This window comes from Sphingomonas sp. 179-I 2A4 NHS (assembly GCF_045369135.1).
In the GTDB taxonomy this organism is placed as follows: Bacteria; Pseudomonadota; Alphaproteobacteria; order Sphingomonadales; family Sphingomonadaceae; genus Sphingomonas.
This window is the reverse complement of sequence record NZ_JBIQFL010000007.1, coordinates 60,543-78,277: the sequence shown is the minus strand read 5'-3', so window position 1 is coordinate 78,277 and position 17,735 is coordinate 60,543. Positions and strand designations below refer to the sequence as shown.

General features: G+C 64.3%; 12 protein-coding genes and 3 pseudogenes. 14 read left to right on the top strand and 1 reads right to left on the bottom strand.

Annotated features, from left to right (window positions below; all coding sequences use genetic code 11):
- The first annotated feature begins 118 nt into the window (after positions 1–118).
- The 8 genes and pseudogenes from ACH0CP_RS13305 (at position 119) to ACH0CP_RS13270 (ending at position 12,510) form a co-directional block, all read left to right on the top strand.
- Positions 119–973 carry a toprim domain-containing protein gene (locus ACH0CP_RS13305; protein WP_406889464.1) on the top strand — a complete coding sequence of 285 codons (855 nt, stop codon included), beginning with the start codon at positions 119–121 and terminating at the stop codon, positions 971–973.
- A 76-nt stretch (positions 974–1,049) separates the two neighbouring features.
- A pseudogene (locus tag ACH0CP_RS13300) lies at positions 1,050–5,198 on the top strand (strawberry notch-like NTP hydrolase domain-containing protein); the annotation flags it as partial.
- 209 nt (positions 5,199–5,407) lie between these two features.
- On the top strand, positions 5,408–7,522 hold the full coding sequence (locus ACH0CP_RS13295) for a ParB/RepB/Spo0J family partition protein (protein WP_406889462.1): 2,115 nt from the start codon (positions 5,408–5,410) through the stop codon (positions 7,520–7,522).
- A 98-nt stretch (positions 7,523–7,620) separates the two neighbouring features.
- Positions 7,621–8,568 (top strand): ArdC family protein, encoded by a 948-nt coding sequence (locus tag ACH0CP_RS13290; RefSeq protein ID WP_406889611.1) that lies wholly within the window; start codon positions 7,621–7,623, stop codon positions 8,566–8,568.
- 32 nt (positions 8,569–8,600) lie between these two features.
- Positions 8,601–8,867 (top strand): annotated as a pseudogene (locus ACH0CP_RS13285) (hypothetical protein); the annotation flags it as partial.
- A gap of 612 nt (positions 8,868–9,479) precedes the next feature.
- Positions 9,480–11,402, top strand: a complete 1,923-nt coding sequence (locus ACH0CP_RS13280; RefSeq protein ID WP_024018999.1) for a reverse transcriptase domain-containing protein — start codon at positions 9,480–9,482, stop codon at positions 11,400–11,402.
- 20 nt (positions 11,403–11,422) lie between these two features.
- Positions 11,423–11,764 (top strand): annotated as a pseudogene (locus ACH0CP_RS13275) (DUF6927 domain-containing protein); the annotation flags it as partial.
- A 239-nt stretch (positions 11,765–12,003) separates the two neighbouring features.
- A complete protein-coding gene (locus ACH0CP_RS13270; RefSeq protein WP_406889461.1) occupies positions 12,004–12,510 on the top strand; it encodes a thermonuclease family protein in 507 nt (168 codons plus the stop codon).
- A 6-nt stretch (positions 12,511–12,516) separates the two neighbouring features.
- Here ACH0CP_RS13270 and ACH0CP_RS13265 read toward each other — a convergent pair whose 3' ends face one another.
- A complete protein-coding gene (locus tag ACH0CP_RS13265; RefSeq protein WP_406889459.1) occupies positions 12,517–13,005 on the bottom strand; it encodes a hypothetical protein in 489 nt (162 codons plus the stop codon).
- A 73-nt stretch (positions 13,006–13,078) separates the two neighbouring features.
- Here ACH0CP_RS13265 and ACH0CP_RS13260 point away from each other — a divergent pair, with 73 nt between their 5' ends.
- From ACH0CP_RS13260 to ACH0CP_RS13235, 6 genes are all read left to right on the top strand, one after another.
- Positions 13,079–14,089, top strand: a complete 1,011-nt coding sequence (locus ACH0CP_RS13260) for a hypothetical protein (RefSeq protein WP_406889457.1) — start codon at positions 13,079–13,081, stop codon at positions 14,087–14,089.
- A 131-nt stretch (positions 14,090–14,220) separates the two neighbouring features.
- Positions 14,221–15,816, top strand: a complete 1,596-nt coding sequence (locus ACH0CP_RS13255; protein WP_406889456.1) for a PRTRC system ParB family protein — start codon at positions 14,221–14,223, stop codon at positions 15,814–15,816.
- A 35-nt stretch (positions 15,817–15,851) separates the two neighbouring features.
- Entirely contained in the window at positions 15,852–16,280 is a 429-nt protein-coding gene (locus ACH0CP_RS13250) for a PRTRC system protein E (protein WP_406889454.1), read from the top strand.
- A gap of 44 nt (positions 16,281–16,324) precedes the next feature.
- Positions 16,325–16,531 carry a PRTRC system protein C gene (locus ACH0CP_RS13245; RefSeq protein ID WP_406889452.1) on the top strand — a complete coding sequence of 69 codons (207 nt, stop codon included), beginning with the start codon at positions 16,325–16,327 and terminating at the stop codon, positions 16,529–16,531.
- 2 nt (positions 16,532–16,533) lie between these two features.
- Positions 16,534–16,758: a hypothetical protein gene (locus tag ACH0CP_RS13240; RefSeq protein WP_406889450.1), complete on the top strand. Its 225-nt coding sequence runs from the start codon at positions 16,534–16,536 to the stop codon at positions 16,756–16,758.
- Positions 16,759–16,855: 97 nt separating this feature from the next.
- Positions 16,856–17,698, top strand: coding sequence for a hypothetical protein (locus ACH0CP_RS13235; protein ID WP_406889610.1), 843 nt, complete (start codon positions 16,856–16,858; stop codon positions 17,696–17,698).
- Positions 17,699–17,735: the final 37 nt, after the last annotated feature.

Below are 17,735 nucleotides of genomic sequence, written 5' to 3'. Positions count from 1 at the left end.
ATCAGAATCACTGGAATCAGTGAATCGCTCCGCTGCTGGCGCAGCGGTGGTTTTGAGAGATATTTTGGAGAAGATGAGGAGGGGAGGGGGACCGAGCGTCTGAGCCCGGAGAAAACTCATGCCTCTCACCGCCAGGAAACCAACGCAGCACCTCGTCGACCTGGTCGGTAGCCTTGGCGGCACCTGGCACGGCTATGTTGCGATGTGCCGATGCCCCGCCCATAACGACACCGAACCAAGCCTCTCCATCCGGCAAGGCGATCGCGACATCCTGGTCACCTGCTTTGCCGGTTGCTCAAGAGACGACATTCTACGCGAGCTACGACGCGTCCGCCCAGATCGCGAGCATCCCTCCCCGGTGGCGACCGGCATGCCCCGTACCGCTAATGTCTGTCGCATCTGGGATCAGGCGTTCGAGGTCCGCGGGACACTCGCCGAGCGATACCTCCGCCGGCGCAACCTCATGCCGCCCCCGTCCGACATCCGCTTCCACCCCCGCTGCCCGTATATGCCCAGGCCTAGTACCGTGTTTGAACCAGCCCTTCTCGTCGCCGTTCGCGAAGGCCGCCGCTTGGTCGCCGTCCAAAGGATTTTCCTCGATCCGGCAACCGGCGGCTCCACGCGCAAGGTGATGCTTGGCACACCGGGAGGTGGAGCATGGCGTGGCGGGGAGGGAGGTACCGTCCTGGCAATCGCCGAGGGGTTCGAAACCGCGGGAGCCTTCGCACGCCTGAACGGCATTCCCTGCTGGGCTTCGCTTGGCGCACGGCGGCTGGATCAGCTCGCCCTTCCGATCACGATCGACTGCCTGCTCATCGCGGAGGACAACGACCCTGAAGGCCATCGCGCTGCAGACCGGGCAGAGGGTCGCTATGGGCAACCAGGACGCGCCATCCATCGCGCGCCGCCACCGGCTGGATTCAAGGACTGGGCAGATGCGCTCGACGCGCACGTCCAACGGGCTGGCGTCTAGGCGCGTCGCGCCGGACGAGGGGAGGGGGTCGAGCGCGTGATGCTGCCGAAGGGTGCAGCCACGCCGGAGACCCCAGATGACCGATCTCTTCCACGCGGCCGATCGCGCCGAGCATGATGCTGCGCGTCTGCTTCTTCCGCATCTCGCTTCCGAATGCGCCGTCACCCGTCGCCTCCTGAATGAAGTCATGGCCGCCGCCTTTGGTGGCTCCGATGCCGACGGTCAGTGGACACAGCGGAGAAGCTTCGAAGTTCTCGAATACGCGCTCGCTCTTCACCTTCGCGCGCGCGGTCCAGTCCTGTCCTCGTTTGATGACGTCCGCGCCCTGATCGCGCTTTTGGACAGGCTCCCCACCCAGACGGTGCGAAGCGAGGAGCAGCTCGAATGGCAGCAGTTTTCCACACCGGTCGACATAGCCGGCGTCGCCATCCTGCTTGCCGACGTTCAGCCTGACGACATCGTCCTCGAGCCGAGCGCGGGCAACGGACTGCTTGTCGCCTCGATCGGTCAGCATAGATCTCTCCACCTGAATGAACTCGATCCCGCCCGCCGTGGCCGGCTGCCCCAGCTCTTTCCCGATGCCGAGGTCTCCGGCGAGGACGGGGCCACCATCAATTCGACTCTGGCTGCGGCAGACCAGCCATCGCTCATCCTGATGAACCCGCCATTCTCACGATCGCTCGGGCGCGGCGCCGACGACTATGCGGCTGTCCGTCATCTCCAGGCCGCTTTGCGCCGTTTGCGACCGGGCGGCCGGTTGGTTGCGATCATGCCGGACTGGTTCGGGCCGAGTGCGAGGATGCGCGACCAGTACGAGACCGTGCTGCGCAATGTCACCGTTCAGACGTCGGTACGGCTCGAGAAATGCTACTTGAAACACGGCACGTCGATCGCTGTCCGGCTATTCGTTATCGACAAGCTGCCGGGCAGGACGCCGCCCGCCGTCATCCAGCGATCCTCGGTCGAGGAATTGCTCGACGCGCTGTGTGTTCCTGAAAGATCGATGGTTTCAAGGGAGGAAGCGGCGCCTGCGCCCAAGCGATCGGGCGGCGTCTCGCTGTTTCGTGCGGTCAAGAGCAGCCGGCCCGAACCTCGACCCTATCACGCGCCGGTGCGAAACGACGTCCTTCCCGTCAAGTATGAGAAGCTGGCAACCGCGGCTCCGTTGCTTGAGCAGACCGGTGTCTACCTTCCCTATCGCCCAAGTCCCATCACCTTTGACGTCGCCGGCGAGCATCCGACCCCGCTCGTCGAGTCCGTGGCGATGGGATCGATCCCGGCGCCGGTGCCCGACTATGTCCCCTCGCTCCCCGAGCGGACCGTGGCCGAGCGGCTGCTGTCCGCCGCCCAGCTCGAAACCGTCGTCTATGCAGGACATGCCTGGTCGCAGACGATCCCGGGCAGGTTCAAGCCGAACAAGGAAGGTGTCGGCCTGACACTTGCCGAGGACGGCGAGGCCTATCGGAAGGGCTTCTTCCTTGGAGATGGCACGGGTGCCGGGAAGGGCCGGCAGATAGCGGCCTGTATTCTCGACAACTGGCTCCAGGGCCGCCGCCGCAACATCTGGGTCACCAAGAACGCCCCTCTTCTTGAAGATGCGCGCCGGGACTGGACCGCGCTCGGCGGTCTTAGCGGCGACATTCAGCCGATCTCCAACTGGAAGATCGACGAGCCTATCCGGCTCGATCAGGGTGTCCTTCTCGTCACCTATCCGACGCTGCGCTCGATGCGCGGCGACCATAGCCGGCTGAAGCAGATCGTCGACTGGGCCGGCGCCGACTTCCAAGGTGTGCTGGCGTTCGACGAGGCTCATGAAATGGGCGGCGTCGCGGGCGGGGAGGGTGCGCTGGGCGCCAAGGAAGGTTCCCAGCAGGGCATCTGCGGCGTTCTTCTCCAGAACCAGCTTCCTGGCGCGCGCGTGCTCTACGCCTCCGCGACCGGCGCCTCGGACGTCAACAATCTTGCCTACGCCGTGCGCCTGGGTCTCTGGGGGCCCGAAACGGCCTTTGCGGATCGCGAGCAATTCATCAGCGGCATCCGAAAGGGCGGCATTGCGGCGATGGAGCTGGTCGCGCGCGATCTCAAGGCGACCGGTCTCTACATGGCGCGCGCATTGAGCTTCGCCGGCGTCGAGTACGAGATCCTCCGCCACGAGCTGACCGCCGCGCAGATCGAGATCTATGATACCTATGCCGATGCCTGGTCGATCATCCATCAGAACATGGAACGGGCTCTCGAGCTCACCGGCATCGTCGACGGGATGGAGAACGTGACCCTGAACAGCGGCGCCAAGGCGGCGGCCCGCTCGCGCTTCGAGTCGACCAAGCAACGCTTCTTCGGCCAGGTCCTCCTATCGATGAAGCTCCCGACGGTGATCGCGGCGGTACGTGGCCATCTCGCAAACGGCCAGTCAGTCGTGCTCCAACTCGTGACCACCGCTGAATCGATCCTCGACCGCCGTCTCGACGCGCTGAGCCCTGACGAGCGAGCCGATCTCGAAATCGACCTGTCACCCCGTGAATATGTGATCGACTATCTCGAGCGCGCCTTCCCGACGCGGCAGATGCGGGTGTTCACCGACGATACGGGCACGCAGCGTTCGATGCCCATGGAGGATGAGGCGGGGAACCCGGTCTACAACCCAGAGGCTGAAGCCGCGCGAGCGCAGCTCATCGAAGACCTTTGTGCGCTGCCACCGATCACCTCCGCGCTCGATGGCCTCCTGGAGCAGTTCGGCCACGAAAATGTCGCCGAGGTGACGGGGCGGACCAAGCGGCTCGTCTCGTCCGGCGATGGTCGGCAGAAGCTGGAGTCCCGGTCGGCCCGGACCAGCCAGGCCGAAGCCGCCGCGTTCATGCAGGGCCGCAAGCGGATCCTGATCTTCTCGGACGCCGGCGGAACGGGCCGGTCCTATCATGCGTCGCGTGACGTCGCGAACCAGGAGCAGCGCGTCCATCTCCTGCTCGAGCCCGGCTGGCGCGCCGATCGGGCCATCCAGGGTCTGGGTCGCACGCATCGGACGCATCAGGCCAGCACGCCGCTTTTTCGGCCGGTCACGACCGACTGCAAAGGCGAGCTTCGCTTCACGAGCACGATCGCGCGCCGCCTCGACAGCCTTGGTGCCCTCACGCGCGGGCAGCGTCAGACCGGCGGGCAGAACCTCTTCGACCCGGCCGACAACCTTGAAAGCGAATATGCCTGCGCGGCACTGGTCAGCTGGTTCCATCTGCTCGTCGGCGGAAAGTTGGCCAGCATCTCCCACAATGAGTTCGAACGACGGACGGGACTTGAGCTTTGCGACAAGGACGGGGTGATGAAGGATGAGCTTCCACCCATCCAGCGTTGGCTCAACCGAATTCTCGCGCTTCCGATCGCCCTTCAGAACAAGATCTTTGACGAATTTCTTTCGCTGGTGGAGACCCGTGTCTCGGCCGCTCGGGACGCAGGCCGGCTCGACGTGGGCGTCGAGACGATCCTCGTTGATAGCGCGACGCTAATTGACGACACGGTGTTGAGGATCGACCCTGTCAGCGGGGCGACCTCGCACCTTCTGACCATCGAAATCGCGCATCGCCGAACCCCGGTCAGTCTCGACCGCATCCTCCATATCGCTGACGGCGACGCAACGGCCGAGTTCCTGGTGAATGCCAAGTCCGGCATGGTCGCGCTTCAGACCCGCGCCCGCGCCCTCATGGAGGAGAAGGAGGGAACCCCGATCCCGCGCTTCGAACTCCTGCGACCGACGCGACGTGAGTATATGCGGGAACAGGAAATGTCCGAGAGCGCGTGGACGTCGATCGACCGCGACGCGTTTTGCGAGAAGTGGCTCGAGGAAGCCGAGGTGGCGGCGAACAAGGTTGATATGGAGACCGTTCGGCTTGCGACCGGCTTGCTGCTCCCGATCTGGTCCGCGCTGCCGAGCGATCACCTCGTGGTCAACCGCATCGCCGACAAGGGCGGCAACTCCTGGCTCGGACGTCTCGTCTTCGACGAGCACGTGGTGCAACTTTTCACGAAGCTCGGCATCGACCGTGCCGAAAACATGCCGACTGCAGACGTCGTCAAATCCGTGTTGTCTGGCCGCAGCGTCGATCTCAGCCGACCGTTCCAGATGACCATCAAGCGATCGCTGGTGAACGGCTCCAAGCGGATCGAGCTGGTCGGCGCACCACCGCAGCAACTCGCATGGCTGAAAACTTTGGGATGCTTCACCGAGGTGATCCAGTAACGCACGCGCGTCTTTCTTCCGTTGCATGCCGCGGACGAGACACTCGGCCGCATCGTTGCAGCAGGGTAGGGCGAGCCGCCGTGCGACTGATTAGGGGCTTTCCTGCCTGACAGCTTCCAGGATCGGACAACTCTGGCCTGGGAGAGAGGGGAGGGGGGTCGGGGATGGTGTCCGGGACTTGCCGGGCGCCAGCAGGAGAATTCCCCGTGATCCAGACCGTCAAACTCAACAAGCTGCGTCTTTCGCCCATCAATGTCCGCACGGCGCCCGACGAGCAGCTACAGATCGGACCCATGGCCGCGAGCATCGAGGCCAAGGGTGTCCTGCAAAACCTTCTCGTCACTCCAGCGAAGAAGCCGCGCGGTACCTTCGAGGTGTTCGACGGGGGCCGGCGCTGGCGCGCGCTTCGTCTCCTGGCGGAGCGCGGCACGATCTCCGAAGCCGACTACGATGTGCCGGTCATGGTGCTGACGGGGGAGGATGCCGAGCTCTCGGAGACCTCGACCGCCACCAACTTCCATCAGCTCAAGATGACGCCGGCGGAGGAGTGCCGCGCCTTTCAGCACTTCATCGGCAAGAGCGGTGATATTGACGCGGTGGCCAAGCGGTTCGGCGTGACCCGCCGCTTCGTCGAGGGTCGCCTGCGGCTCGCCGCGCTCGCCGAGCCCATCTTCGAGGCGCTGAGCAAGGGCGAGATCACGCTGGACATCGCAAAAGCATATGCCTCCACCGAGAATCGCGAAAAGCAGCTGCTCGTCTGGAACACCTACAAGCAGAGCGAGGTGACCGCCGACACGATCCGGCGCGTCATCGAGAACGAAACCCTGAAGGCCAGTGATCCCATCGCCATGCTGGTCGGGGAGCCACGCTACCGAGCGGCCGGCGGCAAGATCGATGGCGACCTCTTCACCGACGGCAATGATCGCTGGGTCAATCCGGAGATCGCCCACCGACTGGCCGGCGAGATCATGGAGAACGAAGCGCGCCGTATCGGCGAGGAGACGGGGCTCGCGTGGATCCGGCCGATTGCCAGCAACTACACGCACAATGCGGCCCACGGCCTCTATCGGGTCATTCTCCAGCCGCCCGAGCTGACCGACGCCCAGACTGCGCGGCTCGCCGAGATCACAGAGCGCCGCAATGTGCTCGAGATGGAGCTGCAGGCTGCCGGACTCCCGGAGGACGAGTTCAAGGCGCTTGATCAGGAAGACGATCGGCTCATCGCCGAGGCCGAGGCGATCGAGAACCGTGCCCCGATCCTGCCTGACGAGCTGAAGGCGCATGTCGGCGCGTTCCTGGTCCTGACACCACAGGGCGAGATGCGGCTCGATCCACAGTTCTACAGCGAGCAGCCGATCATCATCGAGAAGCCGACCGAACCCATCAGGGACGAGAGTGATCCGGCTCGTGACGGCGAGCGCCGCGACGAGGAATTGACCACGGGGAGCTTCCGCGTCGTCGAGCGAGGCTCCTCCCCGGTGGCCCATCGGCCCGAAGCGGTGGCACCCGGTGGGAAGCTGCTCAGCGGGCGGCTGTATGACGAGCTGTCCATTCAGCGGCGCGACATCCTCGCGTCGTCCCTTCTCGCCGAGCCCGCTCTGGCGCTCGACTTTGCGCTGTTTGTGATGATCGATGCCCGGATGTGCTCGGCTGGTGGGGCCTCGGACAGTGCGGTTCGGTATGGCACAACGATCCAGGCGATGGCCCCGCAGGATCCACTCGTTGGCGACATGCCGAGCTCGCGTGCGCGCTCGTACCTGGCCGAGGCTCATGATGGTCTCGACGCCGCCTGGACCGAGCACGACAGCGAGGTCGAGCGCTTCGAGGCATTCCGCACCCTCGACGACGACAGCAAGGCCAACTGGCTCGCCTATATCGTCGCGCTGTCGCTTGCGGCGAAGCCTGGCCTCTCCAACGTGCAGATCCCGCTCCACAACAGACTGGCTACGATCCTCGAGATCGATGTCGCGAGTTGGTGGCGGCCAACCTCGGAGAACTTCTTCGACCGCGTGAACAAGGGCACCATACTCAGCCTCCTTCACGATATCGGCGGGCCGGCGCTCACCGCGCGTCACGCCTCGCTCAAGAAGACGGAGATCTCCGAGAGCTGCCAGAAGCTGTTCGCCGGCGAGTTGATCGTCGAACCTGAGGTCAAGGAGGCTGCGCTCGCCTGGGTGCCTAACGCAATGCGATTCCTCGACGTGGAGGGCGCGGCCGCGGTCGATCCCTTCGACGATGCCGGGGGCGAAGACCTGCCCGACGATGTCGGGGCCCTGCCCACAGCCGAGAGCGGCGACGTTCCCGAGCCCGTCGCGGCCTGACCGGCCGGACAAGTCACGCTGACCCACATCATCCAGGAGTGGCCGCCGGCGCGCCTGCGCTGGCGGCCATCCCTTCCACGCGACTGGAGCACATCGCCATGCGCGCAAAACCGAAATCGAGCCGGGACGTCGCGGCGGAGATCACCAACCTGATCATCCGTAAACTGGAGGAAGGTGTCGCTCCATGGAGTAGACCCTGGCGCGTGACCGGTGCAGGTGGCCGCCCGCTGCGTCACTGCGGCACGCCCTACACCGGCATTAACACTGTCTATTTGTGGGCGATCGCCGATGCGAACGGCTATCGATCGCGCTACTGGATGACCTACCGCCAGGCCGAGGCCCTCGGCGCAAATGTTCGCCGCGGTGAAAGCGGCTCGCTCTCGGTCTATTATTCCAGCTTCAAGAAGACTGAGGCCAACCCACTCACGGGTGCCGAGAGAGAGAAGAACATCCGGTTCCTGCGGCACTATGTAGTCTTCAACGCCGATCAAATAGATGGCTTGCCGGCCTATTTTTATCCCGGCGCTGAGGATGACGATCCTGTGGACCCGTCGGCGCGACAAAGCGCGATCGACGCTTTCTTTGGCGCAATACCCGCGGACGTACGCCACGGCGGCAATCGCGCCTTCTTCCACCCGACCCTCGACTATATCCAGATTCCGCATCCGCGCTCCTTCAAGTCGATGGATCACTATGCGTCGGTGCGCGCGCACGAGACGACGCACTGGTCGGGCGGCACCACCCGCCTTGCGCGCACGTTCGGCAAGCGGTTCGGTGATCAAGCTTACGCATTCGAGGAGCTGGTCGCCGAGATCGGCAGCGGCCTCGTCTGCGCGCAGCTCACGCTTCCCAACGCACTGCACGACAATCACGCGAGTTATGTCGCTCACTGGCTCGGCATTCTTCGCGCCGACAAGACCGCGATCATCCACGCGGCGGCCAAAGCGGAGCAGGCGTTCAACTACCTGCTTGCTTTACGCTCCGATCAGCGGGCGCAGGCCACACCGGCCTCCGCCCCCGTCGCGACGTTGGCCGCGGCGGCCTGACCTTTTCCGCCGATTTCGAAAGGATGTTCCCTATGGGGTGGCTTACCATGCCCTTCACGTCGATGGGGGGTCACGCCTCGGCGAAGGCGTATCTCGACGACCAGTTCACCTATACTCGCACCGTCGATGACGGCACCTCGGGCCTCAGGGTTCTTGCCTCGTCCTGTCCGCAGAACCGTACCTATTATGCGGCCGCGCAGGTGATGACCAATGGAGTTGGCGGCGAGGTTTTCGCGATCATCTGCAAGGTTCTCTGGAATCCCGGCAGCAAGACCCGCGAGCAGTTCGGCTACAAGGACAGTGCGCCGTTGCGGCGCTGAAATGGAGTATCAGTGATGATGAGGTAAGTTGAGAATGCCTCTGCTCGCCGGACTAACCTCGGGCCTCACAAGGTCTGAAATCCCGAAAGGGACGGGGAACAATAGCATGTTCGGAAAAGGCCAGATGCGTCTTAGTCGCAAATGGAGGCGATGACGGTCAGGGCAAGGTGCGTATGGTGAAGGCTACACTGCTTAAATCCCAGTCTGCAGCAATCTATATAGCGATACTGGCGAAAGCGACTGTCACGCCAGGTCCGGATGATGACAGCGGTCTCATGTCTTGGCCGCCTGTTTCTCAGCCCATCCGGTGCGCCTCTCGTCGAGGGGTTTAGTGGACGAACGGGACACCTAACCGCGCCGCATCTCCATTCAGCGTAACTACGGGATGCCCTAAACAGGCGGCTTCTGCCGGCCTGCATGGGTACGGAGCCGCCATATTACTCAAATGCCCGGGGTAATGCCCGGGACATCGACCTCTTCGGAGGCGGCGGTGCAACTGTATAAGGTCTCGAGCGATCGGGCCGGAAGCGGGGAAGACCGGGGGAAGGGCGGCAGCTGTGATTCTTCAACCACCGATCATGGGGTGTGCTGATGCTGCCAGAAACTGTGAAAGGCCGGTTGGAGGCCATTCCGGCGCTCGTTGCGTCGGGCAAAAGGGTGAATGGACTCTATCGTCTGATGGGGTCTCGCCTCCTTTGGGAGGAGGGGCTCCAGAAGATCGGATCCAACAAGGGTGCGATGACGCCGGGTATTGACGGCGAGACCTTCGCGGACTTCGGACCGGAAGACCTCGACCCGATTATCGCCAGCGTGACGGCAGGGACCTATGATCCCAAACCAGTGCGTCGGGTGTTTATCCCGAAAGGCAAGGGCAAACGGCGTCCGCTGGGCATTCCCACGCGCGACGACCGCCTCGTTCAGGAAGTGGCGCGGCAACTGCTCGAACGGATCTATGAACCGGTGTTCTCGAACGCCTCCCATGGATTCCGGCCGGGCCGGTCGTGTCATACGGCGCTTGAACACGTCAAAGCCGTATGGACGGGGGTGAAATGGCTCGTAGATGTGGATGTCGCGGGGTTCTTCGAGAACATCGACCACGACATCCTCCTGCGGCTGTTGCGGAAAAGGATCGATGACGAGAAATTCATCGGCTTGATCGGCAGCATGCTTAAGGCGGGTGTTATGGAAGACCGGGTTCACACCCGGACCTACAGCGGCACTCCGCAGGGCGGTATCGTCTCTCCAATCTTGGCCAACATCTACCTCCATGAACTCGATATGTTCATGGCGGAACGGATCGCGGCTTTCGAGAGGGGGAAGGTCCGTGCCACGAACCCGGAATATGGGCGACTGGCTGGGCGCATCCAGAAACAACGGAAGCGCGTCACCATGCTGCGGGCCAAAGACAATGTCGACGAGGTGAAGGTTGCGGCCTCCTTGGCCAAAATCCAAACCTTACTGCCGCAAAAGCGGTCCATCCCGTCGAGAGACGCGATGGACCCCGGTTATCGCCGACTTCGTTACTGTCGCTACGCGGACGACTTCATGATTGGGGTTATCGGTAGCAAGGAGGATGCACGAAGCGTGTTCGCCGAAGTCAGGGCATTCCTGACCGAGGCGCTGGCGCTCACGGTGTCCGAGGAGAAAAGCGGTATCCGCAAGGCGAGCGATGGAGCCGCCTTCCTTGGATATGAGGTCCGCACATATACGACACGCCAACGGGTTGTCCGGAGCCGACAAGGTTCCGTCAGCTTCCTTCGTAGGCCGCCGTCGGAAGTGATGCAGCTGCATGTCCCTTGGGAGAAGGTCCACGCGTTCGCTTCTGCAAAAGGTTATGGTGATCTGTCGGTGTTGAAGCCGCGTCATCGTAGCCTGCTGCTCAGCTGCAGCGACGTTGAGATCGTCCTAGCTTACAACGCCGAATTGCGGGGTTTTGCGAACTACTATGCTCTCGCCAAGGATGTGAGCTTCAAGCTGAACAGGCTTGAGTTTCTCCAGCGGTGGAGCTTGTTCAAGACCTTGGCCAGCAAGCACAAAACCAATGTGCGAGCGGTCGTGGCCCGCATGAGGACGGGGCAGGAATTCACCATCGGCTACGACGTCGATGGCCAGCCCCGATCGGTCAAAGTCTGGAAACTGGCTCATCTGAAACGTGATCCGGCCACCTCGTCCAGGATTGATATCCAGCCTTGGACGCAGGTGTTCACCCACTCACGTACGGACTGGGTTGATCGTCAGAATGCCAAGCAATGCGAGGCTTGCGGTCGATCCGATGTTCCGTGTCAGGTGCACCATATCCGGGGGATGGCCGATGTTTCGCACCGCGGTTTTGTCGTGAGAATGAAGGTGGCACGCGCCCGCAGGACGGTGGTCCTGTGCGAGCAATGCCACTGGGATACTCACAGAGGCCGCCTGCCCGATCTACGGCAAAGTGATGGTTCGTCACAGTGGAGAGCCGCATGCGGTGAAAGCTGCACGTGCGGTTCGGCGGGGGGATCAGGGCTGACTCCATGAGCAGCACCAATCCTACCCGACTGACGGAAGCGATGGGTCCGTGCGAGGACAATTGCCCGCAGCACATCCTCGACCTCCTGACGCCGACCGACAAGGAGCACGCCCTCGATTGGCGCCGCCGTTGCGCGGAGAACCTGAAACGCCGCTCCCGCAAGCTGGAGGACGGCGACCGGATCCGCCTCGAGGAGCCGATCACCTTCTCCGATGGCCATGTGGGGCAGGAATTCATCATCGAAAAGCGGGGCCGCCGAATGACGCTCCGCGATCCGGAGACCCGCGGCCGCTACCGGATCAGCCGGTTCATGGAGCGGCAGTGGCAGGTCGTGCCGATCACCAAGGTCCACAAGACGATCTTTGCCTGAACCGCTCAGCCGGTATCATGCTCGCCCCGAAGAGGATCCGCTATGCCTTCCTTCAGCCCCGGTCTTTCACCCAAGCGGCTGCTTCTTTGCAGTGGCGAAAACGCGAACCGCGTCGCCTCCCGACTTTTCGACGAGCGGCCAGGGCGCATCAGCATCGTGCGAACGACCAACCCGATGCAGCCCTTTCGTGTCTGCACCTTACCAGCTTGCGGCGAACGCGTCGAAGTCGAGATGGTGTCTTGAAGCGCGGCCTGGCCCTTGCCGGCGCGGCGGCACTGTCGTTCGCCGCTTCCGCGGCCGCCGCCCCGCAAACCTTCGATGCCAAGGCGCGCGCTCTCGATGGCGACACGGTCGCCGTGGACTTTCGCCTGCTGGGCGTCGATGCGTTTGAGCGGCGACAACTCTGCCAGAGCGCTTCTGGATGCTGGGCGTGTGGGAAGGCCGCACAGGATTTCGCCGCCACCGCGCTGCGATCCAAGGCAGCGACGATCAGCCTCAGGTCGGGCAGCTCCTACGGACGACCCGTGGCGACAGTCGTAGTCGACGGGCAGGACCTCGGCGAACGGATGATCCGCGCCGGGCTGGCCGTGCCTGAGCTGCAATATCTCCGCGATGATGCCGCCCGGGTCCGACGCTACGCATCGGCCTTCGCGCAAGCCAAAGCGAGAAGGGCAGGGGCGTTCGCCGGCTCCTGGCTGCAGCCTTCCCGCTGGCGGCATGGCCAGCGCCTCAAGTGTGAGCGCTGACTCCGCCTAGACGGTCAAACTCGGATCGGCCCACCATGACGGGCCCTGCTCGAAGGCGGCGTCCAGCTTGACCATCGGACCGTCCGGGGCATCGGCGACATAAGGGTTCGTGAGCGGCATAGCCGTCGCCTTCAGCCGCTTCTGCTCCCCCGCTACCCGGCCGCGCCGCTCGAGAAGATCCTCAAGCCACTCTAGATCATCGAGCATCGCCACGACGCCGCGACCGGCGAGGCAGAAATAGATGCATCGCTGAAAATCGTCGGCGCCGTCGTTGGCGAGGATCTCGGATAGCTTCCCCTTGCCGGCAGGAATGCCCTCGTGGACCCAACTCACGGCCTCCCGAAGCTCGCGCACCGAATAATAGGCGTCTTCGACGTGCAAGCCGATCGAAGCGTTGGCGATGATGCGGCGGGTAGGGCGGTTCTCCGCGTCCAGTGCTGCATCGCGCAGCGTGATGTCGAAGTCGAAGCGGTCGCGAAATGGCGAAGTCGTCACGGCAAATCTCCTGCCGCCAGAACGTATCGTGAACAAATCTCCCCGTCAACATCAACCCGAGGGGGAGTCAGACATGTCGATCGAGATCATCGTCGGCCTGCCGCATCTCAGCGAAGGCCCGATCCTGGGCCAGGCTCGCGCACTGCAGCTGCCCGCCCTCATCTCCGCAAACGCGCTATCGCGCTGGTCGGATCGGCGTGGCTGGCGCGAGTGGGTAGGGTGGCGGTTTTCCCAGCTCCGCAATGCCACGGGCTTATCGGCTCTCTGCCTCGACTCCGCAGGCTTCGTGGCGGCCGCCCGATACGGCGGCTTTCCCTGGTCCTTGGCCGACTATGTCGCGCTGGCGGCGGCATATCCCTTCCGATGGTGGGCGAGCGCCGATTACTGCGTGGAGGCCGAGGTCGCCCAAGACCGCGAGGAGGTCATCGACCGTCTCGCACGTACCATACGCGCCAATCGCGAATGTCGGCGCCTCGCCCAGGATCACGGCATCGCCGACACGCTCATGCCCGTCATCCAGGGTCGCAGACCGACCGACTACGAGCGCTGCATCGATGCGCTTTGGGACTCCCTGACGCCCGGATCGCTGATCGGTGTCGGTAGCATGTGCCGAAGAGATATCCACGGGCCGGAGGGGCTGATCGCCGTCATCGACCATCTGGATCAGATCCTGCCCTTGGGCGTGCGGCTGCACGCGTTTGGCGTGAAGGGGACGGCGCTGCCCTTCCTGCTTCCCTTCGGGCACCGCATCGCGTCGATCGACAGCCAGGCCTACGGCGTCAGTGCCCGGCAAGACGCGCGCCGCCTCGGCGTCGCCAAGAGCGACCGGTTCGTAGCCAGCCATCTGGCGCGGTGGGTGGTCGCCCAGCATGGACGTCTCGCCAGCCCGCCTCTGCGGCTGCCGCACCATAAGCCGATAGAACCCGATCCGACTCCCGACGACCCCTGGGAGGCTGCGATCACGCAGGCTCGCGCCGAAATCCGCGACCTCATCGAAAGCGGCGATCTGGATCATGACGAGGTCACGGCACCGTGGGTCGAGACATGGGCAGCCGACATCTACCGGGAGCGGCTCGCCGGCTGAGGAGAGAGGAGGGGGGCAGGAAGGGGTGAGCATGAGGCTCGCCAGAGGGAGGCACGCGTCCGCGACGGAGCTGCCCCGCCATTCCTGCAAGGAGACAGGCCTTGACCACACCCCGATCCACGGGGACCAGCATGGTCCCACTCGCCCGGATAGCCATTGGCTACAATCCGCGCCGCTACTTCGATAGGCAGAAGCACGAGGAACTTGTCGCATCGCTTCGGCTACGCGGCATGCTTCAGCCCATTCTGGTGCGACCGGCGGCCGATGGCGACGATCATTATACCATCGTCGCGGGCGGGCGCCGCTATCGAGCCGCGGTCGAGGCTTTTGGAGCCGACGGTGAAGTTCCGGTCATCATCCGCGAGATGACTGACCAGGAGGCGCTCGAGGCGGCGATCGATGAAAACGACATTCGCGCCGATGCCTCCGAGACCGAGCAGGCCGATGCCGCGGTTCGTGTCCTCGCCGCCTGCCAAAACGACCGCGCCGAGGCCGGCCGGCGCCTTGGATGGTCCCGCGGAAAGCTCGATCGTCGCCTCGCGCTCGCCAACCTTTCGGAGGCGGTGAAGCTCGCCCTCGACGAACGCCGCATCAAGGTGGGGCATGCCGAGCTGCTCGCCGCCGTGCCCGCTGACAAGCAGGACAAGGCGCTTGAGACGATCCTTGGCGCCGGGCTCGACATCGCGAAGACGCGTGATCTCCTCATGCGGGTCACCCAGACCCTCGCCGAGGCCTGCTTCGACAAGTCCGAATGCACGACCTGTCCGTTCAACTCGGGGACCCAGCGCGCCCTCTTCGAGACGCACGTCGAGGACGGCCATTGCACCAACGCTGAATGCTTTCAGCTCAAGACCGAAGCGGTCGAAAGCGCGCGCCTGCAGGAGCAGGAGCGCGCGGCAGCCGCTGACGATGATGCGGACGAGGACATCGAGGACCGGCATGATCCTGCGGACGAGACAGGCGACACCGATCCTCACGCGGAAGAGCCGGTCGGCGGGGTCGAGGCCATTGCACGGCGTGCCGCACTGGCGCCCGGCGCTCCGCCGGCTCGCGCGCCTGGAAAGTCCGGGGGCAGCGCGGTCGGCCCCAGCGTCTCCGCCAAGTCGATTGCCAGTCGGACCAGCGACCTGCGCGAAGCAACCTGGCGGACCGCGCTTGCGCGCGGGCTGGCGGACAATGCCGACCACGCTCGGGTCGCCATCCTTGTGGCAGCGCTCAGCGGCACGCTTTCCCAGATCAAGTCCAGCACGCTGACGGCGCGGGCTGCGCTTCTAGTGAACCCATCGTTCCCGGACCTGACCTTCAAGGGCAAGATCGAAGAGATCCGTGAGCTGTCCGACTCCCAGGCGGCGACGGCCCTATCGGCGATCGGCGCCGCTTACGCGCGTGACGTGCAGACCTTCGGCCAGGTCGCTGATCTCGCCCGGGCGTTCGAAGTCGACATCCGCCCGGTCTGGCAGGTCGATCGCGCCTTTCTCGAGCGCTACACCAAGGACGAGCTCAAATTCATCGCCCGGGAATGCGGACTGATCCCGCACATGGGCGAAAAGGCGTTCGCCAAGCTTCTCGGCTCGAAAAAGGCCGATCTCGTCACCGGCATGCTCAACGTCGGCGGCTTCGATTGGGCGGGCCGCCTCCCCAGCGCGATGACGCTCGACGGGAATTATGGCGCGCCGCCGGCGGCCGAAAGGGCCGCCGCCCCCCGCGAAGAAGCGCTCGCCGCCTGATCCATCTCTTTCCATCCCAACAAGGACGAACGATCATGCTGATCGCAAACCTGCTTCCGCTCCTGCACCGTTACTCTCTGGGGTTCGACCTTGTCGCGGGTCCGGATGACACCGTGACCCTCACCGTCATTCCCAGGAAGATCGAGGGCAAGGCCAACACCCTCGAAGCCGGCGAAACACGCCCGATCTCGATCACGGCGAGCGCGGCCGAGATCGACGCGGAGCTCGCGCGTGGTCCCGACGGTGCGCTCGGCGAGTTGATCGCCACGCGCAAGACGCTTGCTGACCAGATTGCGGACCAACGCGAAGCCGCAGAGGCCGCCAAGGCCGCGTCCGCCGAGGCCGCCAAGGCAAAGGCGACATCGGCGCCGGCGAGGACGGTGGCCCCCTCGGCGCTGCCAGCGCCGTCTCCGGCCGCGCTCCCAGCCGAGGCCAAGTCGAACGAGCCGGCGAGCCTGTGGTGACCCCAGCCGCTCTAGCTCCCGTTCCATCTCCCAGGAGAAGCTCCATGCAGATCAATCATCTCGAGCGCGTTTATCGATATGACGGGATCGACCTTCCGGTCCCGCCGCATCTCGCCGACGACCTGCAGGGTCTGCGTGCCTACCACGCCACCCTGTACCCGGCGATCCTGAACGCCGAGCTGGTCGATGCCGGCGTTACGGCCGGAGTCCACGTCACCGAATATCGCCGTGCCGTCGGCACCAAGGGTTAGCCGTGTCGCGCAAAGCCGAAGCGGTCGTGCCCGCCGCACCCCGCAAGACACTCCTCGAATGGATCGAGTTCGACGATGGCGACACTTCCCGCTCTCCCGGACCGGCCTGCGACGCGCAGGCCCAGGCCCTTCACATCAAGATCCTCCTCGAACCGGGCTCGCAGCAAGGAGAGCCGGTCGAACCCCTCCAACCTCCAGCCGGCTTGCGATTGCCCCCGCTCGGCTGACCTAGCCGGCCGTGCGGTCTGCCTTTCGCCCGCGATCCCGACCAGCTTCGATCAGCCGCTGGCGCGCCACCACAAGCTGATTGGTCAGTGGGTGGCCATGCGCGAGCAGACCGCTCGGCGGTACACGCGCGCCGAGGCCAGACGCCGCATCGAGCGCGCCTTCGAAGCGGCAGTCCTGAACGTTCTACGACCGATTGAGCTCGCCGAGTTGCGGGTGGTCGTCCTCAACAGCGAGGACATGGACGCGCCGGCGATCGCCATCGTCTGCGATAGCATGGGTCAGCTGGATCTCGGATGGATCGAGACGAGCGACGCTCCAATCGAATGGCGTGCAGCCGCCTATGCCGCGCTCGCACAGACCTTGAGCGCCGCGCTTCCGGTCTTCTCATACGAGGATCTCTTCGAAGAGATCTCGATGTACTATTGGGATGGCGAGACCGACGATGAAGGCGCGCGGAACTCGCTCGTCGCCTACCATGGCGCTGACCCGGAGGATCTCGAAGACACCATCCTTCCGTCGGACATGAACGGCCGCCGGCCCGAGTGGATGGTCGCGCAAAACGCAGGGCCGCTCCGGTCGCTACCGCCCCGCCTGCAAAAGGCGCTCCGCGATCTGCGCAGCACGCACAAGCTGCTCCGCCGTTCCCTGGACAAGCACAACGCCTGGCACTTCGATGGCCCGACCATCCACGAATATCTGCCGGACCTGGAAGACTGCTCGACATTGCCGCCGCTGACGCTCGTGCCCGTCGAGGAGTTCGCGCGCGAGGTCGACGACGTCGCGCGTCACGGCATGGAATACGGCTTCATGGACATCGCCGGGCTCTGCCCGCTGCCGAATTCCAATCGTGTCACCGACTGGTTCGCCTCGTTCGAGGCGGGCGTCCGCTTCCTGCTCGCCGCCCAGAATCTCATCCTGCTCGATCCCGACAGCATGTGAGGCAGCCATGTCAAAGCATTCCACCCAATTCGAAGCC